At 73.1% G+C, this 26968-nt stretch carries 23 protein-coding genes and 1 pseudogene; 13 read left to right on the plus strand and 11 right to left on the minus strand.

Annotated features, from left to right (window positions below; genetic code table 11):
• Nucleotides 1-157: 157 nt before the first annotated feature.
• Nucleotides 158-2056: an alpha/beta hydrolase gene (locus TU30_RS37165; RefSeq protein ID WP_234307851.1), complete on the minus strand. Its 1899-nt coding sequence runs from the start codon at nt 2054-2056 to the stop codon at nt 158-160.
• 189 nt (nt 2057-2245) lie between these two features.
• Between TU30_RS37165 and TU30_RS13320 the strand changes: the two genes are divergently transcribed.
• The gene (locus TU30_RS13320; protein ID WP_042169010.1) at nt 2246-2626 is read left to right on the plus strand and encodes a hypothetical protein; all 381 of its coding nucleotides are present in this window, start codon (nt 2246-2248) and stop codon (nt 2624-2626) included.
• A gap of 241 nt (nt 2627-2867) precedes the next feature.
• On the opposite strand, the gene TU30_RS13325 is transcribed toward TU30_RS13320, so the two are convergent.
• Complete coding sequence (locus tag TU30_RS13325) at nt 2868-4511, minus strand: DNA repair helicase XPB (RefSeq protein ID WP_042169013.1); 1644 nt, start codon at nt 4509-4511, stop codon at nt 2868-2870.
• Nucleotides 4512-4616: 105 nt separating this feature from the next.
• Here TU30_RS13325 and TU30_RS38000 point away from each other — a divergent pair, with 105 nt between their 5' ends.
• The 8 genes from TU30_RS38000 to TU30_RS13355 all read left to right on the plus strand — a co-directional run bounded on the left by TU30_RS38000 (nt 4617) and on the right by TU30_RS13355 (nt 13188).
• Nucleotides 4617-4751 carry a hypothetical protein gene (locus TU30_RS38000; protein ID WP_256081717.1) on the plus strand — a complete coding sequence of 45 codons (135 nt, stop codon included), beginning with the start codon at nt 4617-4619 and terminating at the stop codon, nt 4749-4751.
• A 306-nt stretch (nt 4752-5057) separates the two neighbouring features.
• Nucleotides 5058-5180, plus strand: a complete 123-nt coding sequence (locus tag TU30_RS38005) for a hypothetical protein (protein ID WP_256081719.1) — start codon at nt 5058-5060, stop codon at nt 5178-5180.
• Nucleotides 5177-5266 (plus strand): K(+)-transporting ATPase subunit F, encoded by a 90-nt coding sequence (gene kdpF, locus TU30_RS33205; RefSeq protein WP_042169016.1) that lies wholly within the window; start codon nt 5177-5179, stop codon nt 5264-5266. Before TU30_RS38005 ends, kdpF begins: the two co-directional genes overlap by 4 nt.
• Before the next feature lie 7 nt (nt 5267-5273).
• The gene (kdpA, locus tag TU30_RS13335) at nt 5274-6977 is read left to right on the plus strand and encodes a potassium-transporting ATPase subunit KdpA (RefSeq protein ID WP_042169018.1); all 1704 of its coding nucleotides are present in this window, start codon (nt 5274-5276) and stop codon (nt 6975-6977) included.
• Nucleotides 6974-9106 carry a potassium-transporting ATPase subunit KdpB gene (gene kdpB / locus TU30_RS13340; protein ID WP_107068452.1) on the plus strand — a complete coding sequence of 711 codons (2133 nt, stop codon included), beginning with the start codon at nt 6974-6976 and terminating at the stop codon, nt 9104-9106. Before kdpA ends, kdpB begins: the two co-directional genes overlap by 4 nt.
• Nucleotides 9107-9111: 5 nt before the next feature.
• Nucleotides 9112-9780 carry a potassium-transporting ATPase subunit C gene (locus tag TU30_RS13345; protein ID WP_042169020.1) on the plus strand — a complete coding sequence of 223 codons (669 nt, stop codon included), beginning with the start codon at nt 9112-9114 and terminating at the stop codon, nt 9778-9780.
• Between the two features lie 121 nt (nt 9781-9901).
• Nucleotides 9902-10585 carry a response regulator gene (locus TU30_RS13350; protein ID WP_042169022.1) on the plus strand — a complete coding sequence of 228 codons (684 nt, stop codon included), beginning with the start codon at nt 9902-9904 and terminating at the stop codon, nt 10583-10585.
• A 50-nt stretch (nt 10586-10635) separates the two neighbouring features.
• Entirely contained in the window at nt 10636-13188 is a 2553-nt protein-coding gene (locus TU30_RS13355; protein WP_042169308.1) for a DUF4118 domain-containing protein, read from the plus strand.
• 403 nt (nt 13189-13591) lie between these two features.
• Here the strand turns inward: TU30_RS13355 and TU30_RS13360 are convergent, their stop codons facing one another.
• Nucleotides 13592-16309, minus strand: a complete 2718-nt coding sequence (locus tag TU30_RS13360) for a helicase-associated domain-containing protein (protein ID WP_042169024.1) — start codon at nt 16307-16309, stop codon at nt 13592-13594.
• A gap of 119 nt (nt 16310-16428) precedes the next feature.
• On the opposite strand from TU30_RS13360, the gene TU30_RS13365 reads away from it, so the two are divergent.
• Both TU30_RS13365 and TU30_RS13370 read left to right on the plus strand, forming a co-directional pair.
• The gene (locus tag TU30_RS13365; protein ID WP_042169312.1) at nt 16429-17526 is read left to right on the plus strand and encodes a hypothetical protein; all 1098 of its coding nucleotides are present in this window, start codon (nt 16429-16431) and stop codon (nt 17524-17526) included.
• Between the two features lie 538 nt (nt 17527-18064).
• Nucleotides 18065-18700, plus strand: coding sequence for an HAD family hydrolase (locus tag TU30_RS13370; RefSeq protein ID WP_042169026.1), 636 nt, complete (start codon nt 18065-18067; stop codon nt 18698-18700).
• 211 nt (nt 18701-18911) lie between these two features.
• Here the strand turns inward: TU30_RS13370 and TU30_RS37170 are convergent, their stop codons facing one another.
• The 4 genes and pseudogenes from TU30_RS37170 to TU30_RS13385 form a co-directional block, all read right to left on the minus strand.
• Entirely contained in the window at nt 18912-19157 is a 246-nt protein-coding gene (locus tag TU30_RS37170) for a DUF6207 family protein (RefSeq protein WP_256081805.1), read from the minus strand.
• Nucleotides 19158-19669: 512 nt separating this feature from the next.
• A pseudogene (locus TU30_RS13375) lies at nt 19670-20211 on the minus strand (transposase); the annotation flags it as partial.
• Between the two features lie 194 nt (nt 20212-20405).
• Complete coding sequence (locus TU30_RS13380) at nt 20406-20705, minus strand: peptidase inhibitor family I36 protein (protein WP_042169029.1); 300 nt, start codon at nt 20703-20705, stop codon at nt 20406-20408.
• A gap of 406 nt (nt 20706-21111) precedes the next feature.
• On the minus strand, nt 21112-21369 hold the full coding sequence (locus TU30_RS13385; RefSeq protein WP_042169031.1) for a hypothetical protein: 258 nt from the start codon (nt 21367-21369) through the stop codon (nt 21112-21114).
• Nucleotides 21370-21532: 163 nt separating this feature from the next.
• Between TU30_RS13385 and TU30_RS13390 the strand changes: the two genes are divergently transcribed.
• A complete protein-coding gene (locus TU30_RS13390; RefSeq protein WP_042169034.1) occupies nt 21533-21916 on the plus strand; it encodes a cold-shock protein in 384 nt (127 codons plus the stop codon).
• Between the two features lie 465 nt (nt 21917-22381).
• Here TU30_RS13390 and TU30_RS13395 read toward each other — a convergent pair whose 3' ends face one another.
• Nucleotides 22382-23041 carry a response regulator transcription factor gene (locus tag TU30_RS13395; protein ID WP_042169038.1) on the minus strand — a complete coding sequence of 220 codons (660 nt, stop codon included), beginning with the start codon at nt 23039-23041 and terminating at the stop codon, nt 22382-22384.
• 114 nt (nt 23042-23155) lie between these two features.
• Nucleotides 23156-24889: a sensor histidine kinase gene (locus TU30_RS13400; protein ID WP_042169041.1), complete on the minus strand. Its 1734-nt coding sequence runs from the start codon at nt 24887-24889 to the stop codon at nt 23156-23158.
• A 168-nt stretch (nt 24890-25057) separates the two neighbouring features.
• Between TU30_RS13400 and TU30_RS34035 the strand changes: the two genes are divergently transcribed.
• Complete coding sequence (locus tag TU30_RS34035; protein ID WP_176726116.1) at nt 25058-25225, plus strand: hypothetical protein; 168 nt, start codon at nt 25058-25060, stop codon at nt 25223-25225.
• Between the two features lie 65 nt (nt 25226-25290).
• On the opposite strand, the gene TU30_RS13410 is transcribed toward TU30_RS34035, so the two are convergent.
• Both TU30_RS13410 and TU30_RS13415 read right to left on the minus strand, forming a co-directional pair.
• Nucleotides 25291-26199: a 1,4-dihydroxy-6-naphthoate synthase gene (locus TU30_RS13410; protein WP_234307852.1), complete on the minus strand. Its 909-nt coding sequence runs from the start codon at nt 26197-26199 to the stop codon at nt 25291-25293.
• On the minus strand, nt 26189-26893 hold the full coding sequence (locus TU30_RS13415; protein ID WP_042169321.1) for a futalosine hydrolase: 705 nt from the start codon (nt 26891-26893) through the stop codon (nt 26189-26191). The genes TU30_RS13410 and TU30_RS13415 overlap by 11 nt, the downstream gene beginning before the upstream one ends.
• Nucleotides 26894-26968 lie beyond the last annotated feature (75 nt).

Here is a 26968-nt window from a genome sequence, read left to right on the forward strand (position 1 = left end):
CCCGGCTCCGGTCCTGGTCCTTGGCCCGGCCCCGGCCCTTGGCCCGGTCCCGGCCCTGGCCCCGGATTCCGGTCCCGGCCCTGGATCTCGGCCCGGTTTTGGCCTCGGTTCTCGGTCCCGGCCCTTTGTGTGGTCTTGGCCTCGGGCCCGGTCCTTGTCAGGGAGCGGTGCGGCGGTTCTCCACGGGAAGCAGACCGGCGACGACGTCCAGGGGCCAGCGGCCGTACGGCAGCGCCGGCTCCGGTACCGGGGTGGGGGCGGTCCCCGATGCCGCGGCCTGGACCGGCCCCGACGGCGTTCCGGGGATCCGTTCGACGAACGGCGGGAGATCCTGCGTGCACCGCGCGCCCTCCGGCGGCAGCGCTCCCGTGAGGAAGTAGCGCACCGCGTGCCGCCCCACGCACGCGCTCGGGTTGTCCAGCGCGGTGTGGCCGTACCCGTCCACCGCCAGCAGCCGCGCGTCGCGCAGCTCCTCGGCCATGCGCACGCCCGCCGCGTAGGGGGTGGACGGGTCGTGGGTCGTGTTCACCACCAGTACCGGATGGGCGGTCGCCGCGTCCCATGGGCCGGTGTACGGGGCGGCGGCGCGGGCCGGCCAGGTGGCGCACGGCTCGTTGGCCCACACCCACCAGCGGGCCAGCGCCCCCGCTTGTGCCACCGCCCGTTCCTCCAGCTCAGGGTAGAGATGCGGCGACCGGGGGTTGGGGCTCTCCGCGCACAGCACCGCGAGCGACTGCTCGAAGCCCGGATAGCGGGCCGGGCCCGCCGGATCGCTGAGCGGAATGAGCGGCCTGCCACTCCACAGCGTCTGCAGCAGGTCGGCGACCCCGGCCCAGCCGGGATGCACGGTGTAGAGCCCGCCGCGCACCTCGCTCACCGCCCTCGCGTACGTCGGGTCGCCCGCCGGACGCCGGGCGAGGCGCGCCATGAGGGTGTCGTACTTGTCGCGGGTGGCCGCCGGGCTGCCCGCCGAGAAGACGCAGCCGGTCACGGGCGCGCGCCCGCAGTGGTCGAGGAACTGCGCCAGCGTGTCGGCCGACCCGAGGTGGGAGCCGATCCGCAGGAAGGTGTTCAGCCCGGCCGCCGCGCCGGTCTCGCCCGCCGCGCCGGTCTCACTTGTCGCGCCGGTCTCGCCCGCTGTGCCGGTCTCGCCCGCTGTGCCGACTTTGCTCGTCGTGTCGGTCCCGCCCGCCGTGTCGGCCGTGCCCGCCGTCCTGTCCGTGGCTGCCGCGACGTGTTCGTGGGTCCCGTCCACCCAGGCGAGCGGGTCCACGTTCCCGTCGAGGACGAGCCGTCCGGCCCGTTCGGGGAACAGGTTCGCGTAGGTCGCGCCGAGGAGGGTGCCGTACGAGACGCCCCAGTAGTGCAGTCGCTCCTCGCCGACCGCGGCGCGCAGCAGGTCCAGGTCGCGGGCGGTGTCGGCGGTCGAGACATGGCGCAGCAACTGCGGGTCGCTCTGCTCGCAGCGCTCCGCGAGATCGGCGTACGCGGTGATGTACACCTGCTGAGCCTGCTCGCCCACCGGGAACGGCGGGAGGTCCGCCTGCCGGTCGGCGGCCTCCTCGGCGGTGCCGAAGCAGCGCACGGCCGTGCTCTCGCCGACTCCGCGCGGGTCCCAGCTGACGATGTCGTAGCGGTCCCGCAGTTCGTCCGGGAACTTGTCGTACAGCTCCGGGAGGCCGACGGTGCCGGGGCCGCCCGGACCGCCGGGGTTGAAGAACAGTGTGCCGACCCGCTTCCGAGGAGCCGCGGCGCGGTGCCTGATCACCGCCAGCTCGATCGTGCGGTCCCCGGGGCGGGCGTGGTCCAGGGGCACGTTCGCCACCGCGCACTCGAAACCGGTCTGCGCCGCGTCCCGGCAGTCCTGCCACCGCAGCACCACACCGCCGCCGGCCTCACCGCCCCCGCCCGCGCCGCCGCCCGGTCCGCCCGGTCCTCCCGCGGCCGCCGGCCCGGCCGCCCCGAGCAGCAGCACCAGCGCCCCGGCCACCGCCCCCGCGGCCCTGGTGAGCGGTAGCCGTGCGGTGGTTGCGGTGGTGAGGTCGGTCCGTGGCATGGGCAGGCCCTTCACTCGCGGCAGCCGGGAGCGGGCCTGCGGCAGCGGGCCCGCTGTCATACCATCGGCGGTCCGCCGGCCGGGCAACCGACACGCGTCCGATCGGGTGCTGAGGTGAGTAACCCGCGCACGTCCGTCTGAGTACGCACGCCGATGCCCGGCCCCCGGTCACCCGGCTTGACTGGCGGCATGAGCCGGAACCACTTCGTGTCCCCGACGCCGGCGGTGCCCTGGCCGCCCGACCAGGACCGCCGGGCCTGGGTGGCCCCCGCCGTCGCGACCGCGCTGCTGGTGTTCCTGGTGCCCTCGGCGTTCCTGCTGGGCGCGATGTCCGCCATGGCGACCGACAGCTGCGGGCCCGACGACTGTTCGCAGGCCCTGACGACCTCCCTGAACGTGGTCTACGGGGCCCTGCCCGTCGGCGGCCTGCTCACCTTCTGCACCTGGCTCACGTCCTGGGTGCTGCCGTGGCGGGTCCGGTGGTCGGGCCTGCGCGCCTGGATGGCGGTGTTCTCCCTGCCGCCGCCGCTGTTCGTCATCCTGCTGGTGTTCAACCTCCCGCAGGGGTAGGGCCCGGGGCGGAAGGGGCGCCTGCCGCGCGACGCCCGGCACACACCCCCGCCGCACCCGCGCCGCCCGGAAGCCCGGGTACGCCGGCCCGGTAGGAGGGCTTGCGGGCGGCACGCCGGGAGCACGCTTCCCCGAGCTCCCGGCGTGGCTCGGGCAACGGGGACCCGCAGGACGCCGCGCGGCCGTCCTGCGGGCGGCGACGCCCCTTCCGCCACAGGCCCTGGCGCGGCCCGGTCCGTCCCTAGCTCTCCGCGAACAGCTCGTCCGCGTCCATGATCCGGTACGCGTACCCCTGCTCCGCCAGGAACCGCTGGCGGTGGGCGGCGAAGTCCTGGTCGATGGTGTCGCGGGCGACGACGGAGTAGAAGTGGGCCTGGTGGCCGTCCGCCTTGGGGCGCAGCACCCGGCCCAGCCGCTGGGCCTCCTCCTGCCGGGACCCGAAGGTGCCCGACACCTGGATGGCCACGGTCGCCTCCGGCAGGTCGATCGAGAAGTTCGCGACCTTGGACACGACCAGGACGCTGATCTCGCCCTCCCGGAACGCGTCGAACAGCTTCTCCCGCTGCGCGTTCGACGTCTCGCCCTTGATCACGGGCGCGTTCAGGTGCTCGCCCAGCTCGTCCAGCTGGTCGATGTACTGCCCGATGACGAGGATCTGCTGCCCCGCGAACCGCCGGACGATCGCCTCCGTCACCTTCCGCTTGGTCGCGGTCGTCGCGCAGAAGCGGTACTTCTCCTCGGTCTCCGCGGTGGCGTACGCGATCCGCTCGGAGTCGGTGAGGTTGACCCGGACCTCGACGCAGTCGGCGGGCGCGATGTAGCCCTGCGCCTCGATCTCCTTCCACGGCGCGTCGAACCGCTTCGGCCCGATCAGCGAGAACACGTCCGACTCGCGGCCGTCCTCGCGTACGAGCGTGGCCGTGAGTCCCAGCCGCCGACGGGCCTGGAGGTCCGCCGTGAACTTGAAGACGGGGGCGGGCAGCAGGTGCACCTCGTCGTAGAGGATCAGGCCCCAGTCCCGGGAGTCGAACAGCTCCAGGTGCGGGTAGACGCCCTTGCGGCGGGTCGTCAGCACCTGGTACGTGGCGATGGTGACGGGCCGGATCTCCTTGCGCGTCCCGCTGTACTCGCCGATCTCGTCCTCGGTCAGCGAGGTCCGCCTCACCAGTTCGTGCTTCCACTGGCGGGCCGAGACCGTGTTGGTGACCAGGATCAGCGTGGTCGACTTCGCCTGCGCCATCGAACCGGCACCCACCAGCGTCTTGCCCGCGCCGCAGGGCAGGACGACCACCCCGGAGCCGCCGTGCCAGAAGTTCTCCACGGCCTGCTTCTGGTAGGGGCGCAGCGCCCACCCCTCCTCGCGCAGCTCGATGTCGTGCGCCTCGCCGTCCACGTACCCGGCGAGGTCCTCGGCGGGCCAGCCCAGCTTCAGCAGCACCTGCTTGATCTGCCCGCGTTCCGAGGGGTGCACGGCGACGGTGTCCGGGTCGAGGCGGGCGCCGACCAGCGGGGCGATCCGCTTGGAGCGCAGCACCTCCTCCAGGACGGGCCGGTCGGTGCTGGTCAGCACGAGACCGTGCGCCGGGTGCTTGAGCAGGCTGAGCCGGCCGTAGCGGTCCATCGTCTCGGCGATGTCGACGAGCAGCGCGTGCGGCACCGGGTAGCGGCTGTACTTCACCAGCGCGTCCACGACCTGCTCGGCGTCGTGCCCGGCGGCCCGCGCGTTCCACAGGCCGAGCGGGGTCACCCGGTAGGTGTGGATGTGTTCCGGCGCCCGCTCCAGCTCGGCGAACGGGGCGATGGCGCGACGGCACTCGCCGGCCTGCTCGTGGTCGACTTCCAGGAGAAGCGTCTTGTCGGACTGGACGATGAGCGGACCATTCACGCGCGGCTGCCTTTCTGCGACGGGCTCGGCACGGGCATGCACGGGCACAGCACGGCCAAACGTCCAGTTTGCCTGATCGCCCGCCGCCCGGGGGCCGGAGTGACGGTGACCACAGCACCGGCGGCGAAGCGCCGTACGGGGGAGCGGGCAGGTGCCGGCCCGGGCCCGGACGCCGAGGACCACGCGCAGAACCACACCCCGGAACAGGCCTGGGCCGAGTGGGACCTGGAACCGCGCTGATTCCCCTCGCTCCGGGCCCGGCACCCCCGTCACCCGGCTCGTACCCGAAGCCGGACCGGAGTGTCCGGGGCGGCGGCTGCCACAGAACCGGCGGGGCGCCGTGGTCGCCCGCGCGGTGCGGCGCGGTACCGACGCGGTGATCGGCCGGCTGCCGTCCCGTCTGCCCTGAACGGTGTCCGGCGGCTGCCGGGGGTCGCAGAGGGCATGCGGCCGACCGTCCGTAAGAGACCCGCCAAGAACGTCCGGACCGCCGTACGGAAGCCGTCAACGGCGGCCGAATCCGGCTGTACAGGCGCTTTTCTCTTCTTGTCAGATTCTCCTTTCGAACCTCACCAGGAGTTCGCGATGGCCGACGTGGTCTTCGTCGCCGTCACGATCGCGGTGTTCGCGCTCGTGGCTCTCGTCGCCAAGGGGGTGACGAAGCTGTGACCGTCGAGAACATCGTCGGCCTGGTCGTCGCCGTCGCCGTGCTGGGATACCTCGTCCTCGCCCTGATCCACCCGGAGAGGTTCTGAGCACCGCATGAGCCCCGTCCTCGCCGGCGTGCTCCAGCTGCTCGCTCTCACGGCCGCGCTGGCGCTCGCCCACGTTCCCCTCGGCACCTACATGGCCAGGGTCTACTCCTCCGACAAGCACTGGCGCGTGGAGAAGTGGATCTACAAGGGCATCGGTGTCGATCCTGACACGCAGATGCGCCGGACCGCCTATCTGCGCGGCGTGCTGTCCTTCTCCGTGGTCGGTGTCCTCTTCCTCTACGCCCTCCAGCGGCTCCAGGGCGTGCTGCCCGGCTCGCTGGGTTTCGCCTCGATCGATCCGGACCAGGCGTTCAGCACCGCCGTCTCCTTCGTCACCAACACGAACTGGCAGTCGTACTCCGGCGAGCAGGCCATGGGCCACGTCGTGCAGACCGCCGGTCTGGCCGTGCAGAACTTCGTCTCCGCGGCGGTCGGGATCGCCGTCTGCGTCGCTCTGGTGCGGGGGTTCGCCCTTCCCCGGGTTCCCGGCTCCGCCCGAGCAGGGGGGAACGTTCTGCGCAACGGCGAGCCGGGCAACTTCTGGGCCGACCTGGTGCGGGGTGTGGTCCGTGTCCTGGTGCCGCTCGCGGCCGTCGGCGCGGTCGTCCTCGTGGCCTGCGGGGTGATCCAGAACTTCTCCGGCATCCATGAGGTCGGCCAGTTCACGGGCGGCACGCAGGAGTGGAACGGTGGCGCGGTCGCCTCGCAGGAGGCCATCAAGGAACTCGGTACCAACGGCGGCGGCTACTTCAACGCCAACTCCGCCCACCCGTTCGAGAACCCCACTCCGTTCACGAACCTCTTCGAGATCTTCCTGATCCTTCTCATCCCCTTCTCGCTGACCCGGACGTTCGGCCTCATGGTCGGCTCCGTCCGGCAGGGCCGCGCGATCCTCGCGACCATGGCCACCATCTGGGTCGTCTTCACCGTCCTGATGATGTGGACCGAGTTCGCCCACCGCGGCGCGGCACTCGAGCTTGCGGGCGGCGCCACGGAGGGCAAGGAGGTCCGCTTCGGTGTCGGTGCCTCCTCGATCTTCGCGGTGGCCACCACCCTGACCTCCACGGGTGCGGTGGACTCCTTCCACTCCTCCTTCACCGGCCTCGGCGGCGGTATCACGATGCTCGGCATGATGCTCGGCGAGATCGCGCCCGGCGGTGTCGGCTCCGGCCTCTACGGCATGCTCGTCATGGCGGTCATCGCGGTGTTCGTCGCCGGCCTGATGGTGGGCCGTACCCCCGAGTACCTCGGCAGGAAGATCGGCACCCGTGAGATCACGTTCGCCGCCTGCTACATCCTGATCACCCCGGCCCTGGTACTGACCTTCACCGCCGCGGCGATGACGCTCCCCACTCCGGCGAACTCGATGACCAACAGCGGAGCGCACGGGTTCTCCGAGATCCTGTACGCCTACACCTCCGCCTCGAACAACAACGGCTCCGCCTTCGCCGGTCTGAACGCGGACACCCAGTGGTTCAACACCACGCTCGGCATCGCGATGCTGCTCGGCCGTTTCCTGCCGATGGTGTTCGTCCTGGCGCTGGCGGGGTCGCTGGCGGAGCAGAAGCCGGTCCCGGCCACCGCGGGCACCCTGCGTACCGAGAAGCCCCTGTTCACCGGGCTGCTGGTGGGGGTGGTCCTGATCATCACCGGTCTGACCTACTTCCCGGCGCTTGCGCTGGGTCCCCTCGCGGAGGGACTGGCGTCATGACCACCGACACGCACCAGCACGAGGACCCGGTGTCCACCACCACCCCGGCCCGGGCGCCGCACCACGACGCACCCACCGGGCCCACGTCCGGTCAGGGCCGTGTCGGCGTGGGCGCCTTCGACCCGAAACAACTGGTCAGGTCGCTGCCCGACGCCCTTTGCAAGCTCGATCCGCGGGTGATGGTGAAGTCGCCCGTCATGTTCGTGGTCCTGATCGGGTCCGTTCTGACGACGGTGTTCTCCTTCCTGGACCCGGGCGACTGGTTCGGCTGGACGATCAGCGCCTGGCTCTGGCTGACCGTGATCTTCGCCAACCTCGCGGAGGCCGTCGCCGAGGGCCGCGGCAAGGCGCAGGCCGACACCCTGCGCAGGGCCAAGACCGACGCCGTCGCCCGCCGTCTCGTGGACGGGCGCGAGGAGCGGGTGCCCGGCACCGGGCTGGGCATCGGCGACCTGGTCGTCTGCGAGGCGGGCGACATCGTCCCCGGGGACGGCGACGTCGTCGAGGGCGTCGCCTCCGTGGACGAGTCGGCGGTCACCGGCGAGTCGGCTCCGGTCATCCGGGAGTCCGGCGGCGACCGCAGCGCCGTCACCGGCGGTACGAAGGTTCTCTCCGACCGCGTTGTCGTCCGGATCACCACGAAGCCCGGTGAGACCTTCATCGACCGGATGATCAACCTGGTCGAGGGTGCTGCCCGGCAGAAGACGCCCAACGAGATCGCGCTGAACATCCTGCTCGTCTCGCTGACCGTCGTCTTCCTCCTCGCCTGCGCCACGCTGCCGCCGTTCGCGGACCACGCGGGCACGGAGCTGACGATGGTCGTGCTCGTCGCGCTCCTGGTCTGCCTCATCCCGACGACGATCGGGGCCCTGCTGTCGGCGATCGGTATCGCGGGCATGGACCGGCTGGTGCAGCGCAACGTGCTGGCCACGTCGGGCCGCGCGGTCGAGGCCGCCGGCGACGTCTCCACGCTGCTGCTGGACAAGACAGGCACCATCACACTGGGCAACCGGCAGGCCGCCGAGTTCGTCCCGGCACGCGGTGTCACCGAGGCCGAGGTCGCGGACGCCGCCCAGCTGTCGTCGCTGGCCGACGAGACCCCGGAGGGCCGCTCCGTGGTCGTCCTCGCCAAGGAGAAGTACGGACTGCGCGAACGCCACCAGGGCGAACTCGTCGGTGCCGACTGGATCCGGTTCACCGCCCGGACCCGCATGTCGGGCGTCGACATCGACGGACGCAAGGTGCGCAAGGGCGCGGCGGGTTCCGTGACCGCCTGGGTCGAGGAGCGCGGCGGCACGGTCGCCGTCGACGTCGGCGAGACCGCGGACCGCACCTCCGAGGCGGGCGGCACGCCGCTGCTGGTGGCCGTCGAAGACGACCGGGGCGCTCGCGTCCTGGGTGTCATCCACCTCAAGGACGTCGTCAAACACGGCATGCGCGAGCGGTTCGGGGAACTGCGCCGCATGGGCATCAGGACCGTCATGATCACGGGCGACAACCCGCTGACCGCCAGGGCGATCGCCGACGAGGCCGGCGTCGACGACTTCCTCGCCGAGGCCGCCCCCGAGGACAAGATGGCCCTCATCAAGCGCGAACAGGCCGGCGGCAGGCTGGTCGCGATGACCGGCGACGGCACCAACGACGCCCCCGCACTGGCCCAGGCGGACGTCGGCGTGGCGATGAACACCGGAACGTCGGCAGCCAAGGAGGCCGGCAACATGGTCGATCTCGACTCCGACCCGACCAAGCTCATCGAGATCGTGGAGATCGGCAAGCAGCTCCTCATCACCCGCGGCGCGCTCACGACGTTCTCCATCGCCAACGACGTCGCCAAGTACTTCGCGATCATCCCGGCCCTGTTCACCGCCGTCCACCCGGGCCTGGACAAGCTCAACGTCATGCGTCTGTCCTCGCCCGATTCCGCGATCCTCTCGGCGGTGATCTTCAACGCGCTGATCATCGTCGCCCTGGTCCCGCTCGCGCTGAGGGGCGTGCGCTACCGGCCGACGAGCGCCGACCGGATGCTCCGCCGCAACCTCGCCGTCTACGGGCTCGGCGGGCTGGTCGCCCCCTTCGCCGGCATCAAGATCATCGACCTGCTCGTCTCCCTCGTCCCCGGAATCGGCTGATCTCCATGAACCACTCCGTGTCGAACACCGCCCGGCTCCTCGGGGCGGGCCTGCGAGCCCTCCTCGTCCTGACCCTGGTCACCGGCGTCGCCTATCCGCTGGTGATCACCGGTATCGCCCAGGGGCTCCTCCCGGGCCGGGCGAACGGCTCCGAGATCGAGGCGGACGGCAAGGTCGTCGGCTCCTCACTGATCGGGCAGTCGTACACCCTGCCACCGAAGGAGGGGCAGAAGACTCCGGAACCGGACCTGAGGTGGTTCCAGGGCCGTCCGGCCAACGGCCTCGGCACCAACAGCGTCAACACCCGGTACGAGCTCATCCTGTCCGGCGCGACCAACCGCTCCGCCGACGACGCGGAGCTGATCCAGTGGGTGAAGGACGCCAAGGCCGCGGTCGTCGAGGACAACTCCGTGGGCAGTCGCACCGTCAGGCCCTCCGACGTGCCCGCCGACGCGGTCACCTCCTCCGGCTCCGGCCTGGACCCGCACATCTCCCCGCAGTACGCGGACCTCCAGGTCCACCGGGTCGCGGAGCGGAACGGTCTGTCCGTCGCACAGGTCGACAGGCTGGTCGAGGAGCACACCCGGGGCCGCACCCTCGGCTTCCTCGGTGAACCCCGGGTCAACGTGCTCGAACTGAACATCGCGCTCAAGGAACTCAGGACCAGGAACTGATGGAACGAGGCGAAGGGCGGGAGCCGGCATTCCGGAGTGTCTTCCGAGGCCACCGGCTCCCACCGCTGCGAACTCCCGGCGGACCGCTCCACCCCGTGCACGACAGGAGAGGCGTACACCGATGACCCGGGTGCTGGTCGTGGAGGACGACCCCCAGCTCGTACGCGCGCTCGTCATCACCATGCAGGCCCGCCACTACGGGGTCGATGCGGCCCCGGACGGTGCCACCGCCCTGCGCCTGGCCGCCGTGCGCCGGCCCGACGTGGTCGTCCTCGACCTCGGCCTGCCGGACATGGACGGCGTCGAGGTCATCAAGGCGCTGCGCGGCTGGACCCGCGTGCCGGTCCTGGTGCTGTCCGCCCGCCAGGCCTCCGACGAGAAGGTCGACGCGCTGGACGCGGGAGCCGACGACTACATCACCAAGCCGTTCAACATGAACGAGCTGCTCGCCCGTCTGCGCGCCGCGGTCCGCCGCGCGGAGACCGCGCCGAGCGCCCCCGAGGTTCCACTGGTCACGACGGACGGCTTCACCGTCGACCTGGTCGCGAAGAAGGTCCGCCGGGCCGACCACGACATCCGCCTGACCCCGACGGAGTGGCACCTGCTGGAGATCCTGGTGACCCACCCCGGCTGTCTCGTCACGCAGAAACAGCTGCTGCACGAGGTCTGGGGCGTGACCCTGGGCAACAAGACCAACTACCTGCGGGTGTACATGGCCCAGCTGCGCCGCAAACTGGAGGCCGACCCCTCCCGCCCCCGCTACCTCATCACCGAGCCCGGGATGGGCTACCGCTTCGAGGCGTGACCCCGGCCCGGCCGTACCGCCCGCACCACCACGAGAGCAGAAACGAGACCATGGCACGCGGCAGACTCCGGATCTACCTCGGCGCGGCACCAGGCGTCGGCAAGACCTACGCCATGCTGTCCGAAGCGCACCGAAGGGCGGAACGCGGCACCGACTGCGTGGTCGGCTTCGTGGAGTCCCACGACCGGCCCCGCACCCGGACGATGCTGCACGGCCTGGAAGAGGTGCCGCGCAGACGGCTGGAGTACCGAGGGACCACGTTCACGGAAATGGACCTGGACGCGGTGCTGGCCCGCCGTCCCGGAGTCGTCCTCGTCGACGAGCTCGCCCACACCGACGTTCCGGGCTCCCGCAACACGAAGCGCTGGCAGGACGTGGAGGAACTGCTCGCGGCCGGAATCGACGTCATCTCCACGGTCAACATCCAGCACCTGGAGTCGCTCGGCGACATCGTCGAGTCCATCACGGGCGTACGCCAGCAGGAGACCGTGCCGGACGAGGTGGTGCGCCGGGCCGACCAGATCGAGCTGGTCGACATGTCACCCGAGGCCCTGCGCCGACGGATGGCGCACGGCAACGTCTACACACCCGACAAGGTCGACGCGGCCCTGTCCAACTACTTCCGCCCCGGCAATCTCACCGCCCTGCGCGAACTGGCCCTGCTCTGGGTGGCCGACCGGGTCGACGAGTACCTGCAGCAGTACCGCACCGAGCACGGGGTCCGCACGATCTGGGGCTCGCGCGAGCGGATCGTGGTCGGCCTGACCGGTGGGCCCGAGGGCCGGACGTTGATACGGCGGGCGGCACGCCTCGCGGAGAAGGGGGCCGGAGGTGAGGTGCTGGCGCTCTATGTGGCCCGCAGCGACGGGCTGACCTCGGCCTCGCCCAAGCAACTGGCCGTCCAGCGCGCTCTGGTCGAGGATCTGGGCGGTACCTTCCACCATGTCGTCGGTGACGACATCCCGACCGCGCTCCTGGAGTTCGCCCGCGGGGCGAACGCCACGCAGATAGTGCTCGGAGCGTCCCGGCGCAAGGGCTGGCAGTACGTACTCGGGCCCGGCGTGGGTGCCACCGTCGCCCGTACCTCCGGGCCCGACCTGGACGTCCACCTCATCACACACGACGAGGTGGGAAAGGGCCGCGGCCTCCCGGCCGCCCGAGGCGCTCGGCTCGGGCGGCCCCGCATCGTGGCCGGGTGGCTGGTCGGCGTGCTCGGCCCCGCCCTGCTGACCCTGCTGCTGAAAGCCGCCCTGCCCGATGTGGGCCTGGCCAACGACATGCTGTTGTTTCTCGCGCTCACGGTGGCGGCGGCGCTGCTCGGCGGCCTGCTGCCCGCCCTCGCCTCCGCCGCGGTGGGGTCACTGCTGCTCAACTGGTACTTCGCGCCGCCGATCCGGACCTTCACCATCGCCGACCCCCAGAACATCGTCGCCCTCGCGGTCTTCGTGGGCGTCGCCGTGTCCGTGGCCTCGGTGGTGGACCTCGCGGCACGCCGCACCGACCAGGCGGCCCGGCTGCGCGCCGAGGCGGAGACCCTGTCCTTCCTCGCCGGCAGCGTGCTGCGCGGGGAGACCAGCCTGGAGGCGCTGCTGGAGCGCGTGCGGGAGACCTTCGCCGTGGACTCCGTGGCGTTGCTGGAGAGGGAGAACGACAAGGCGCCGTGGACCTGCGCCGGCAGTGTCGGGCCCGCCCCCGCCGTGGCACGGCCCGAGGACGCCGACGTGGACGTGCCGGTGGGCGACCACATGGCGCTCGCGATCTGCGGCCGGGTGCTGCCCGCCTCCGACCGTCGCGTCCTGGCCGCGTTCGCGGCACAGGCCGCCGTCGTCCTGGACCGCCGGCGGCTTCAGTCCCAGGCCGATCAGGCCAGGGACCTGGCCGAGGGCAACCGCATCCGTACCGCTCTGCTCGCCGCGGTCAGCCACGACCTGCGCACTCCGCTCGCCGGGATCAAGGCGTCCGTGTCGTCGCTGCGGTCGGACGACGTGGAATGGTCACAGGAGGACCGGGCCGGGCTCCTGGAGGCGATCGAGGAGGGCGCCGACCGTCTCGACCACCTGGTCGGCAACCTGCTCGACATGTCCCGCCTGCAGACCGGAACCCTCACGCCGCTGATCCGTGAAGTGGACCTGGACGAGGTCGTTCCGCTGGCCCTGGGCGGGATTCCGGAACCGGAGTCGGTCGTCGTCCTGGACATCCCCGAAAGCCTTCCCATGGTGGCGACGGACAAAGGGCTGCTGGAGCGGGTGGTCGCCAACGTCGTGGAGAACGCCGTCAAGTACAGCCCCGAGGACGAGCCGGTCCTGGTGACGGCCAGCACGCTCGCCGACCGGGTGGAACTGCGTGTGGTGGACCGGGGGCCGGGCGTTCCCGACGAGGTCAAGGAGCTCATCTTCTCCCCGTTCCAGCGCTACGGCGACGCCCCGCGGAGGGACGGGGTCGGCCTCGGCCTGGCGGTCGCCCGCGGTTTCGCCGAGGCCATGAGGAGCACCCTGCAGGCCGAGGACACCCCCGGCGGTGGCCTCACCATGGTCCTCAGTCTCCCCGCCGCCGCGGGCTGCCCACCGGCTGTCCCCGGCCTTCCCGCTACCGCCACGTCCTAGGGGGAACGCCGCGCGTGGCCCGCCCCGCCTTCCGCGCGCTCCTCGAGTGCCGGATGCGCAGCGTCCCTCGGACACGCCGGTCCCTCCCGGTCCCCGACCTCGCGACGAGGAAGGAAACCGGCGGCGTCGTCCTCGAGCGCGTCTTCCTCTCACACCCCGTTCCGGTCGTGCCCGAACCCGACCTCCGGCGGCGGCCACGGCACCGCCCACCGCCCGGTGAACCGGCCGCGCACCTGAGGGCACCGGCCCGCAGCAGCAGCCCGCGCCCGTCAGCGGACCGTGCCCGGCCGTGCCGTCCTGCGCGTGGGCGGGCATGCCGTACGCCGTCGTCGCGGCGAGGCAGCCGCCGGCGTCCGACGCCGCGCTCCGTACCGTGCGGGGAGACCGCGCGGCGGAGCGGGCTTCAGCTCTCCTCGTCCGCGAGTTCCGCGACCCCGGTGATCCGGTGCAGCGGGTACGTCCGCACCTCGTCGGCCGTGTGGTCGTACGCGGTGACGACGCCGCCCTCGACCCGGACCGGAGCGATGACGCGCCGGCCGGCGACGCCCTCGGCGTTGACGTGGCCGATCCACAGCGCCTCGCCGGTGAGGACGGCGGCCTGCAGGGTGGCGAGGGTCTCGGCGGCCCCGGTGCGCGGCAGCGCACCGCTCCCCGCCCCGGGACCGTCCGTCTCCCCGTCCGTCTCCCCGGCCGTGGTCCTGCGCGGGGCCGTCGCGGCGAGGTCGCCGGCGCGGACGGCGCGGATCGCCGCCGCGAGCAGGGTGTCGTCGGGCACCGGCGGCCCCTCCGGGACCGGCTCGGGTGCCGTGCGCGGCGGGGTGCGGCGGGCGTCGGCGCGGGTGATCAGGACATCGCCCTCGGCGGACTCGGCGGCCGGCGCGAACCCCATCCGGCGCAGTCCCTCCAGCAGGCCGGCCGGATCGGCCTGCGCGGCCAGCACGGTCGGCGCGAGCCGGCGCAGGCCCAGCCCGGCGGCCCGCTTGTCGGCGAGGATCTCGTTCAGCACCGCGTCGTCGTCGCAGCGCACGTACGCGGAGGCGGCGCCCACCCGCAGATGCCCGTGTCTGCGGGCCACGTCGTCGATCAGGTAGGTCAGCGGCTGCGGCACCGGCGTACGGGAGTGCGCGGCGAGGAAGGCGTGCAGGTCGGCGGCGGCCCGGCCGGAGTCCAGGGCACGGCGTACCGAGCCCGGCGTGAACCGGTAGACGGTCGCCCCGCCCTTCGACTCCACGTCCGCCAGCACCCCCAGCATGTCCGCGAGCGGCCGCTGGAGCGGGCCGGGCGCGACCGCCGTCAGGTCGGCCTGGAGCAGGACGTGGTCCAGCGGTTCGGGCAGCAACGGGGCGAGCAGCCGGGCGGCGGAGGAGGACGCGGCGGCCTGCTCGGCGGGGGTGAGGGCGGTGAGGGCGGAGGAGAACGGGGGCGAGGCGGGCGACCGGTGGTGGTGGACGGGGAGACGGTCGCCCGGCCCCGTCGCCCCCGGCCCCGACGCGGATCCCGACTGCGACGCGGATCCCGGTCCTGTGCCCGGTCCTGTCCCTGTGCCCGTGCCCGTCCCCGGCCCTGGTACCGCCCGCCCCGCCGGTGCCTTCGGCCCGGGCAACCCGAGTACGGCCCGTCCGTGCGCGGACAGTGCGCCGCGGCCGGTGACGCCCAGCATCTCGGCCTCGGCCAGCGTCCACCGGGCGAGCCGCGAGCGCAGGTCGTCGCCCTCGCCCGCGCCCCCTGCGACGGAACCGGAACCTGCCGCGCCGCCCGCCGGGCGCGGCGGCCGCTCCCACCGCAGCCGCTCCGACACCGACCCGGAGTCCGGCGCCGCCCCTTCCGGCAGCTCCGCCAGCAGGGCCAGCACCCGGCGCCGCACCTCGGGCGCCGCCGACCGGTCGAGCCCCGGGCCGAGCGCCGCCAGGGTGTGGTCCTTCGCGTCCCGCCCGCCGACCAGTCCCGGCGTCCGGGTCGCCGCCAGCCACGCCGCGGCGAGCGTCGCCCAGCGCTCGGCGGCGGGTCGTTCGAGCCAGGTGTCGTACGCCGGGGTCGCCGCGTACCGCTCGTCGGCCTCACCGTCGGAGGCCACCAGCCCTGCCGCATACGCCAGTTCGACCCAGAACGCGGCGACCGTCTCGGGCACGTCCAGGGCGACGGCGGTCCGCTTCAGGTCCCGCACGCTCAGCCCGCCGGACCGCAGCACCGCCGGGCCGCCCTCGTTCCAGTCCTTCAGCAGCTCCTCGACGGTCGCCAGCGCCGTGTACGCCTGTCCGGCCGCCGTCGCGTCCACCATCTGGGGACGGTGCGTGGCCGCGGCCTCGACCGGCGGCGGCACCGGCTCCGTCGTCCGGTGCGCCCGCCCGCCGCGCAGGTGCAGCGCCACCTCCCGCGGCAGGACGACCGTCCCGGGCGCGGTCGGCAGCAGCAGCCCGCGGTCCAGCAGTCGGCGCAGCCGGGTCGCCGGATCGGCGGTGACCTGACCGTAGGGCGGCCCCCAGACCAGCCGCTCCAGCACCTCCACCGACTCCGGCGGCACCTCGGCCAGCAGCGCCGCCATCCGCGCCCGGTCCGTGAACAGCCCGGTCAGCGCCGTTACGGCGGACACCGAGTCGTGCGTGGAGGGCAGTCCGACCGTCGTGACGATCTCCTGGATCCGCCCCGGGGACATCCCGGCCGTCGCCTCCCGCACGGTCGGGCCGAGGCCCGTCGGCGAAGGGTGCTGCGGGGACGGGGAGAGCAGCTCGCGGGCCGTACGGACCAGCCGCAGCCGGTCGTCGTCGCCCCACAGCAGCGCCTGCTCGCGCAGCGTCCGCACGGCGCCCGGCAGCGCGGCGGACACCGCCGGGTCGCCCTCGTCGCCCGCGAGCAGCCCGAGCAGTTCGTCGTACGGCGCCGGATCCGCCGCCACGGCCAGCGCCTGCGCGGTCTGCGTCGTGAACCGGTCCAGCCGCTCCAGGGCGCGGACGACCGAGGCGCGCGTACCGGCCCGGGTGGCCAGCTGCGTGAGGTCGGCGGGCACGGGCGTGACGAGATCCGGCCGGCTGCGCAGGAGCGCGGCAAGCCCGGCGTCGTCCCGCGCCCGGAGTGCCTCCGCGAGGGATCGGGGGGCCGCCGCGGGCTTCTCCTCGGTGCTCATCCGCATCACCGTAGCGGGTGGATCCGCCGGTGGGGTGCGTGGAGTTGGGCCGGCCGGCCGGACTCGCGGTACCGTCGTGCGACGTCGTCCGCCAACGCAACCGCCCCGGAGGGGACTTCGTGGGTATCGAGAGTGACCAGGTCGTCTACGAGTATCTGAGCCGCGTCGGCGACGTGGCCCAGCAGCGGCAGCTGCCGTCGGCGACCCGCATGCGTCTGGTCGCCGGGCTGCGGGACGAGATCGACCGGCGCCGGGCGAAGGCCGTGGTCGACTCCCCGACGGCCGTGCGCCGCATCATCTCCCGTATGGGCACCCCGGACGAGGTCGTGACGGCGGCCTCTTCCGGCGCCTCCGGCACCTCCGGCAGCGAGGGGGCGGCCTTCGGCGCGGAGGGGAGCGCGGGCGCCACCCCGGGCAGGCCCGCGCCGGCGCCCGCCGCGGTTCCCGCCCAGCGGGGCGGCGACCGCGGCCGGCGGGCGAAGAGCGTCCTGCGCCGCGCCGTCCCCCGCCCCCGGCCCGCCGACGTCCCGCCCGCCGCCCCTGCCGTCCCCTCCGCACCCGCCGGACCGTCCGCGCCGCACCGGGCCGGGATGGACGAACTCGGCGACAGCGCCACCCAGCCCGACTGGTGGCGGACGGACAGCAGCCCCTTCGGCGTCGGCGACGAGGTCCCCGGCTTCGTCGGCGGCGTCGAGATCCCCGAACTGCTCAAGGCCCCGCCGGCCACGGACGACGCCCCGGGCGCCGGCGGGCGGCCGGGCAAAAGCGTGCCCGCCACCGCACCCGCCACCGCCTCCGCCCCCGTCGTCGTCGAGGCCGGGAGCGAGAAGGAGAAGACCGGTTCCGCCTTCCGCCGCCGGCTCCCGCGCCTCCCGTCCGGCAACTGGAGCAACCCGCTGCTCCTGGTCGCCGCGGGCCTGCTGGTCGTGGGCGCCGTGCTCGGCAACTGGTTCGCCCTGTTCCTCGGCTGGGTCATCGTCTACGCCTCCCGCCGCCTCAGCCAGGCCGAGATCAAGTGGGCGGTCGTCGTCCTGCCCGGTCTCGCGATCGCGGGCGGAGTCGCCTGGCTGTGGGGCAGGACCGAGGGACGCTGGGGCACCCCCGTCGCCGACGGCGCCATGAACGAGGCCGTCTCCGAGACCTGGCCCTGGGTGGTCCGGGCCGCCGCCGTCGCCTCGGCCCTGTTCCTGACCTGGCGCTCCCAGCGCCCCCGCTAGGGCCCGCGGCGAGCGTGACGCCTGCCGTGCGACGCCCGGCAGGCACTCCCGCCGCACCCGCGCCGCCCGGAAGCCCGGGTACGCCGGCCCGGCAGGAGAGCTTCCGGGCGGCGCGCCGGGAGCACGCTCCCCGAGCTCTCGGCCTGGCTCGGGCAGGGGGACCTCCAGGGCCCGCGCGGCCGCCCCGCGGGCGACGACGCCCCTTTCACAGCAGGTCCTGGACCTGTCCGGCGGATCATCCTGGAGAGACGGGGTCCGGCACGCCCGCACGCCCTCCCCCAAGCTCTTCGGCCAGGGGGAGCCTCCGGTGGCGTTGTGCCGTCCCTCGCCGGTCCCTCCCGGCCGGCTCCCGCTCGAGCGGGAGGAACCCCCATCGCGTCGCCTCCCTCCTCGGCCTCGCAGCCGCACGCACCAGACCCCGCTCACCCAGGCCGGACAGCCGCCGCCGGTTTCCTCCGCCCCGACCCGCCGGACAGAACCCGGGGCCGGGGGCGTACGGCCGGTCGGTTGTTTGCGTGCGCTGGGCACAATGGCGGGTATGGCCTCCACGACCGCGCTCCCGCCCACCGTCGGCTTCGACCTCGACATGACGCTCATCGACTCCCGGCCCGGCATCCGTGCCTGCTACCAGGCGCTCTCCGAGCGGACCGGAACCCCCATCGACGCCGATCTCGCCGTCACCCGGCTGGGACCGCCCCTCGCGGACGAGCTGGTCCACTGGTTCCCGGCCGACCGGGTCGACGAGGTGGCCGACCTGTACCGGGCGATGTACCCGACGTACGCCATCGCCGCCACGCCCGCGCTGCCCGGCGCCCGCGAGGCCATGTCCGCCGTGCGCGAGGCGGGCGGGCGTGCCGTCGTCGTCACCGCGAAGTACGAGCCGAACGCCAAGCTGCACCTGGCCCACCTCGGCATCGAGCCGGACGCCGTGATCGGCGACCTGTGGGCCGAGCAGAAGGCGCTGGCGCTGCGCGAGCACGGCGCGGGCGTGTACGTCGGCGACCACGTGGGCGACGTACGCGGCGCGCGGACCGCAGACGCACTGTCCGTCGCCGTCGCCACCGGCCCCTGCGACCCCGCGGAACTGCGGGAGGCCGGCGCGGACGTCGTCCTCGCCGACCTGACCGAGTTCCCCCGCTGGTTCTCGGCCTACGCGGCCGGAGTCCGCGCCTGACGCGCGGCGGCGCGTGCCCGACCCCGGCCCGGCCGAAACGGCGGGGCCGGGGCACCGCCGAGAGCGACGGCCCGGGTCTCGTGCTCCGGGCCGTCCCCCGACGTGCCGCCCGACGAGCGCACGTCCGCCCGTGGCCCGCACCCGTGCGGGCCACAGGCGGTCCGTTTCCGTCGGCGGAGCCCGCGCGAGACCAGCAGGCCGCACGCGTCCGTCACGCTCTCGCAGCGCGGCGTCCTCGCGGCATGGGGAGCTTTGCGGTCGGTGCCCTGGGTGGCGGAGAGTTCGGCGAGCCGGGCCTGGAAGGCAGGCGGCCGCTGCCCGGCGGGTTCCGGTGACCGTCCCACCGTGCGGCGAGTACCTCCTGGACGGCGAATGCGGTGTGGTCGTCGCAGGCCACGACCTCCACCACGGCCAGTCCCGGCTCTTCCGCTGCGCTCGCCGCGCGGATCGTCTTCACCAGCTCCGGGTGGTGCAAGGCACGACCTGCACAGAACCATCAGCACGAAGACGCCGGAACAGCTGTGGCGGAACTTCGGCTGTCGTCGCCGGTGACCGGCCGGGTGAAGCGGTAGCACTGGTTGACTGCTGCCTGCGAGCTTGAGACGAGGACGGAAACGGTTATCGTGTCGCCCTCACGGACCACGTGCTTGACGTCGGGGGAACCTCAGCCCTCTCCGGCGGCGGGCACGAGGGTGAGTCGGGCCGGGGCTTCGGGCGGGGTGTCGCCCCTCCCGGCCAGTACGAGGAACGGGAAGGGCAGGGTTGTCGTGCTCCGGCCGTGGAGCGAGGAACTGCCGGACCGGACACCGCTCGGATCAGGCAGTTCACGGGCCGCCCCTGACGGTTGTGCGGGGGAAGAACACCCGCACAACCGTCAGGAGGAACCACCCACATGCAGAACAGGGCCGAGCCCGCCATCGCCCGGCACGACTGGCACTTACGGGCCCTCGCCACAATCCTCCGCGACCACAGGGCGAGCAGAGGCATCCAGGCCGGCAGGTCCAGGGTGAGCTGGACAATCTTCAGCCAGACCTGGTTCTGGGCGGTGCGGTGCAGGGGGTGCGCAGACTGGTGTCGCGGGCCGCGCGGATCCGGTCCTCGGCGCGGGCGCGCTGGCGGTGCCGCAGGTCCAGGGCCGCGATCGTGGTGCCGGGGGTGTTCGTGGCGAAGCAGGTCAGACGCATGCCGTCGGCGTCGGTGAACCTCAACTGCGCTCCGGGGTGGGGCCGTTCTCTGCGCACGATCAGCCGCATCCCGACCGGTCGGCCCTTGAGGAGGTTCCCGGCCAGTTCGGCCACCCAGGCGCCATCGCGCGGCTGGCCGTCGGGTTCGACCGCCGGGGTCCAGGCCCGGTCCGGTACCCGCAGCACAGCGTGGTGGACGGCGTCGGTGGTCGTCCTACCGACTGAGCAGGACAGCCACCGGCCGCGTCTGGTGAGCCAGTCCAGGAACTCGTGGGTGCCGCCGGCGGAGTCGGTGCGGATCAGTAGCTGCCTTTGTATCCGATACCGGCCAGTGCCTGATCCATGACCCGGGCGTAGCCCGTGGTGCCGGCGTTCTTCGGGTGGAACGACTCGAGGCTGGCACAGACGTAACTGGATCGCTGCGGTCCCGACCGGGGTGGTGCGGGAGCAGTCAGGACGCATGCCTCCCAGACGCCCTCAAGCAGGGCGCCTGGGCGCGAGGTGGCGTCAATCCCGGCCGGTCACATCTTTATGCAGTCGGCCTTGTCGTTGAAGGCGCCACCGGTCGGGTAGCCGGCAGTGGAGAAGTTGTAGCAGTAGCCGTTGGTCATGACCACGTACGGGTCGGGCAGGCCCGTACGGGCGTCGTGGACCAACACACCGCTCTGAGCGCGGTTCACGCAGCCGGAGCCGGCCTTGTCCCGGAAGTCCCAGTCCCCGAGCTGCTTGGTCCCCTTGGCGGACCATTGGAGCCGACGCCCCTTGAAGTGCGAGTGCTCCCACAGGCAGACCCACCCGTAGGTGCAGTCGCTGGAAGCCATGGGACCGAGCTCGCTACTGGCCTTCGCTGGTGCCGCGCCGCCGCCGGTACCTCTCGCGGCTGCCGGGGCGATTGCGGCCAGAGCCTGATCCGATTCCTCGGCGCCGTCAAAGCAGTGGACCTCACCGCTCGCCACTGTCGACTGGGAGCAGCCGCGCACGGTGAAGACAGGCCGGCCGCACCCCGCAGGCCACCCCCGACCACCAGCTCTTCGACCAGCTCCTGCAGAAATCCCCCCAGTGGTTGACCGCAGCCCGCACCGCCGGCGTCGTACGGTGACCCCTCCCAGGCAGCGCCGGCGGACCTGCCCTGCCGCCGGTCACACTGCCGCACAGGGTCTGTCGTCGGCGCCACCGAACCCAAACGGGTCAAGCGGTCACCAAAGCCCTAAGTCACCGGCACCGGGGCTAGGCCCGCTTCGTGGCGGCGCGGGCCTGACGGCGTCCCGCCGCGGCCGACCGCAGCACGCCGGCGCCCGCCATCAGGAATCCGACACCCATGAGCATGCTCAGTACGAACATGTACGTCGGAAAGGCGTCGATTCCGAGGAACAACGGTGCCACCGTGACCAGAGTGGCCACAGCGCCGATGAGGAAGACGATGCCGCCGGCACGGACCAGGCCGTCTCCGGGAGCCGGGGAATTCGCTTGGGTTTTGTCAGCCACCCGACCAGGGTAGTTCCTGGCGCGAGGGAACAACCCGGCGACGTCTTGTCACCGGCCCGAAGACCACTAGCCTTGGTTGCGGCGGGTCACCGGGGCCCGCCTGAGTGCTATCAAGAGCCGTTTCCGAAGCAGTTTTCCGACGAGTACGAGGACGAGGACGGTCGTGCCCACCGGCAAAGTCAAGTGGTTCAACAGTGAGAAGGGCTTCGGCTTTCTCTCCCGTGACGACGGCGGGGACGTCTTCGTCCATTCCTCGGTGCTCCCCGCCGGCCTTGAGACGCTGAAGCCGGGCCAGCGCGTCGAGTTCGGCGTGGTCGCCGGGCAGCGCGGTGACCAGGCCCTGTCCCTGACCGTCATCGACCCGACCCCGTCGGTCGCGGCGGCCCAGCGCAAGAAGCCCGACGAGCTGGCCTCCATCGTCCAGGATTTGACGACCCTGCTGGAGAACATCACACCGATGCTGGAGAGGGGCCGTTATCCGGAGCGCACCTCCGGGAAGCAGATCGCCGGCCTTCTGCGCGCCGTCGCCGACCAGCTGGACGTCTAGAAGTGCCCTGAGGTTCCCGCTCCGGCCGCCCGGGTCGTCCAGGTCCGTGCGGAAACACCGACCGGGCCGCACCGGGAGGGTCCGGGCGCGTTTTCAGGATCGTCAGAAGATTTCCGGGACGTGGGGCGAACGTCCCGCCCTTCGGGCGAACGGCGCCGCTTTCGCCACACGTCCCGCCCCCGGCCCGGTGACTCGACGTTTCTGCTGGTGGCGTGGCGTCCAGGAGGTACCCGGACGCCACGTCCCGGGCAGGTCGGTCCCGAGCCGGGCGGGCAGCGGTGACGTCCGGCAGACGTCGGCTGTCGGCTGTTCACGAGCTTCCGGCCCGGAGGGGACGAGCCCTCCGTACCGCCCGGAGCAGGGCGGTGCGCGCTCCTGGCGCGTCGACGCGCGCCCCGCTGCGGGCCTCCGTCCAGGGACGGCTGTCCACCGGGCCCGGGGAACTCACTCACCCGCGTCGGCGGATCAGGACGTGGTCCCCAGCCCCGTGTCCCGTGCCAGCAGCGCCGCCTGCACCCGGTTCTCGCACTGCAACTTCGTCAGGATCCGGCTGACATACGTCTTCACCGTCGCCTCGCTCACATGGATCCGTTCGCCGGCGTCGGCGTTGGACAGCCCCTCACCGAGCAGTCCGAGCACCTCGAGCTCCCGCTCGGTCAGCGTCTCCAGACGCCGCCGCGCTGCCTCACCGCGCGCCGCGGCCTGCCCCGACGCGAGCGAGTCGACCACGTGCCGGGTGGCGGCCGGCGACAGATACGCGTCTCCGGCCGCGGCCGCCCGCACCGCCTGGATCAGCTCGCCCGGCGCCGAGTCCTTCAGGAGGAATCCGGCGCTGCCATGGCCCAGTGCGCGCAGCACGTTCTCCCGCTCGCCGAAGGTCGTCAGGATCAGCGGCCGGACGGACGGCGCGGCCCGCCGCAGCTCGGCCAGCGCGGACAGCCCGTCCAGCACGGGCATCTGGATGTCGAGCAGGGCCACGTCGACGGCGTGCGCCCGGGCCAGGTCGACCGCCTCGCGGCCGTTGCCGGCCTCCGCCACGACGTCGATGTCCTCGGCGGAGGTGAGGATCATCCGGATGCCTGCCCGGATGAGCGGTTCGTCGTCCGCGACGAGGACCCTGATCACAGCTCTCCTGCAAGGCTTCCGGTGACAACGAGCAAGGCGACCGCCGCGTCACCGTCTCCGAACGGCGCGGCGGTCGAACGCTCAACCATACTCAAGGCACGTCACGCTCCACGCCTATGACTTGACCACGTAGGACTTCTTCTGGACCAGCTCCCCGTCCCGGAAGCAGAAGCGGAAGACGGGCTCCTCGTCCAGGCCGTCCGGCATCTCCGACGACAGGAGGACCAGGCACGTCGCGCCCTTCGGTTCCGCGGGCCCCCCGGCGTCCAGACCCTCGGTCAGGAACGACCTGCCGTCCGGCAGTTCGCCCCGCACGGCCGACTCGGCATCGCCCACCCGCACCGAGTGGTAGACCGACGGTTCGATCATGGCCTTGCCGCTCTCCTCCACCAGTTCGCGGATCCCCACGACGGCCAGCACCCCGAGAACGACGGCAACCAGCAGTGCGCTGCCGCACCCGATCACGAGACCCTTCCTCCTGCTTCCCATGGCGATGTCGAGCTCCTTCTGCCTGTCGGGCGGACCGGACCAGTCGATGACCGCTCCACCGTCGCCGGACAGCACCCCGTCGCTCTGCCCCCGGAAGTCGTTCTCCGCATCGACGAATGTCGTTGCGGCCCGCCCCGAGCCGGCCCGCCCCGGGGCGCCGTCCGGCGCGTGCGGCTGCTGGGGCCCGTACGGCAGTACGCCCGCGACCCGGAAACCGCCGCCGGCCGCCGGCCCGGCGTGCACCATGCCGCCGACCAGCCGGGCCCGCTCCTCCAGCCCGGTCAGCCCCTGCCCTCCGCTCACCACGAGCCGCTCACCACCGGCCGTCGCGGGCACCGGCCCGTTGGCGACCTCGGCGACCAGTGAGTCCGGCTCGTAGCGCAGTTCCACGACGACCGAGGCCCCCGGTGCGTGCTTCAACGCGTTGGTCAACGCCTCCTGCACGATCCTGTACGCCGCATGGTCCGCAGCGGGAGCCAGCGGCCGTGCCTCGCCCGTGCGCCGCAGTTCCACGGCCGCACCCGCGCCCCGCGACGCCTCCACCAGGCCGTCGATCCCCGCCACGCCCCGGGCCGCGGGCCCCGCGTCGTCCTCACGCTCCCGCGCCTGCGTGCCGTCGCGCAGGATGCCGACGGCCTCGCGCAGTTCGTGCATCGCCGCCCTGGCAGCCTCCCGCAGTACCCCGACCGCCTCGCGCTGACTGCTCGTCAGGTCCCGGTCCACCTCCAGCGCGCCCGTGTGCACGGCGATCAGCGCCAGCTGGTGGCCGAGGCTGTCGTGCATGTCCTGGGCTATCCGCTGCCGCTCCCGCAGGCGCGCGTGGGACGCGATCATCTCGCGTTCACGCAGCAGCCGGGCGTTGTGCTCGTGCAACGCGTGCAGGAGCGTGCGTCGTTGGGTGCGGTAGCGGCCGGCGAGGCCGGGCACGACGGCCGTCGCCAGGAACGCGAGCGTGACGAACAGCAGCACGTGCAGCGCGGACAGGGCGGACATCTCCTGCTGGGCGGACAGCCCCGCATAGAGCACGTACGAGGCCGCGAACGACGCGAGCGCCCGCCGCGGCGCCGCGATCCTCGGGCCCGCCGACCAGCCCGCGACCGTCAGCAGAACCCAGAAACCGCTGAGCACGCCGGCGACCGCGCCCGTGAGCACCAGCACGCTCGCCGGGAACACCCGCCGCAGCACAGACATCACGGCGGCTGCCACTGCCACGGCGGCCATCCACGGTGTGCCGTCACCCCGCACGCTCAGCGCCGCCGACAGGGCCACCACCAGGGCCAGGACCACCTCGGCGACGATCCGGCGCCGGGACCACAGGTCCGCCACGACCAGGTGTTTCCAGACGTCACGGGCCGTCATCGTCACATTCACACGCCAACGGTAGGTGTCAACGCCCTTGCGTGAAGCATCCGTTCGTCGCACCGGCATCCAACGAAAGTCGCACCGTCCGGCCGCGCGGGCAGCGGCCGACGGCGACGGCGCGGGTCTCCACGGCGGCACCTGCCCTTCACCGATTTCGTGCCGTCCGTGTGGCCGTACCACTTCGATCCCACCCAGGGCGACAAGCGGTTGACGGCGGTCGACAAGAAGTTCGGGCTGCGCGACCGGTACCGGCTCGACATCGCGTCCCCCGGCCTCGACCGCCGCCTCGCCCTCGCACAGACCGTGGCGCTGGACGCGCCGCAGTCGCGCTGACGGAAAAACCCGGGCTGCGCCGCCCGGCGCCGGGCGGCGCAGCCCGGGTTTTTCCGTGCCCGTGCCTAAGGGAACCGCAGTGCGTCCGGGCCGAGGGGCGGTACCAGTCCCTCGGCCGCCGCGCGGGTCAGCAGACCCCGCACCGCCGCGTAGCCGTCCTCGCCGAGGTCGGCGGTGAACTCGTTGACGTACAGCCCGATGTGCTGGTCGGCGACGGCCGGGTCCATCTCCTGGGCGTGCTCCATGACGTACGGGCGGGTCGCCTCGGGGTCGTCCCAGGCGGCCCGTACGGAGGCGCGGACCGCGTCGGCGAGCCGGGTCAGGGCCGCCGGCCCCAGGGACCGCCTGGCGATGATCGCGCCGAGCGGGATCGGCAGCCCGGTGGTCCGCTCCCAGTGCTCGCCCATGTCGGCGAGCTGGTGCAGCCCGTAGTTCCGGTACGTGAAGCGGGCCTCGTGGATCACGAGGCCCGCGTCGACCTTCCCGTCCCGCACGGCCGGCATGATCTCGTGGAACGGCATGACGACGACCTCGCCGACCGGGCCGGGCAGGGTGTCCGCCGCCCAGAGGCGGAAGAGCAGGTACGCCGTCGACCTCTCGCTCGGCACCGCGACCGTACGGCCGCTCAGATCGGTCCCCTCCTCCCGCGTCAGCACCAGCGGGCCGCAGCCCCGGCCGAGCGCACCCCCGCAGGGCAGCAGGGCGTACTCGTCGAGGACGTAGGGGAGGGCCGCGTACGACACCTTCAGCACGTCGAGCTCGCCGCGCTCGGCCATGCCGTTGGTGAGGTCGATGTCGGCGAAGGTGACGTCGAGGGCGGGCGCGCCGGGCACGCGGCCGTGCGCGAGGGCGTCGAAGACGAAGGTGTCGTTCGGGCAGGGGGAGTACGCGATGCCGAGCGGGCGGCCGTCGGTCACGGGCCCACGCTCGCCGGACTCGCCGGACTCGCCGGGGTTACGGGATTCACTGGTCATGCGGGTTCCAACTCTCCAGGACGGGCGCGAGCTTCCCGAACCCCTCGGCGAGGGCGGTCAGGGCGTCGCCGATGCGCCAGGCGCCGCGGTCGCGCGGCCCCACGGGGTTCGACACCGCCCGGATCTCCAGCACGGGCACGCCGTGCGCGGCGGCGGCCTCGGCGACCCCGAAGCCCTCCATGGCCTCGGCGAGCGCGCGGGGGTGCCGGCCGGCCAGGTGTGCGGCGCGGGCCGCGGTGCCGGTCACCGTCGACACGGTGAGGACGGCGCCGGTGAGGGCGCCGGTCGCGGCGGTCGCGTCCCGGACCAGGGCGGCGGGGGGCAGGTGGGTGACGGTGCCGAAGCCGAGGGCGGTCACCGGCAGGAAGCCGTCCGCCGTCTCGGCGCCCAGGTCGGCGGCGGTGATCTCGTCGGCGACGACGAGCGAGCCGACGGGCGCGTGCGGCGCGAAACCGCCGGCGATCCCGGCGGAGACGACCAGACGGTAGGGGCTGCCGGACAAGGCGGCGGCGGTGAGGGCGGTGGCCGTGGAGGCGGCGGCGAGGGCCGGTCCGACACCGGCGGCGAGGACGTCGGGGCCGCCGGCGATCCCGACCAGGCTCCCCCCGGCCGCTCCGGGCAGCGCGACCTGACCCACGGCCCCCGGGAACGCCCCGGCCACCGCGTCCCGCTCGGCGGGGACCGCGGTGGCCACGAGGACGCCGCCCCGGGCCCAGGGCCCCGTACCGGCGGGGGACACGGGTGCGGCGGACGTACCGGGGACGCTCGG

It is taken from the genome of Streptomyces sp. NBRC 110035, from assembly GCF_000829695.1.
Taxonomy (GTDB): domain Bacteria; phylum Actinomycetota; class Actinomycetes; order Streptomycetales; family Streptomycetaceae; genus Streptomyces.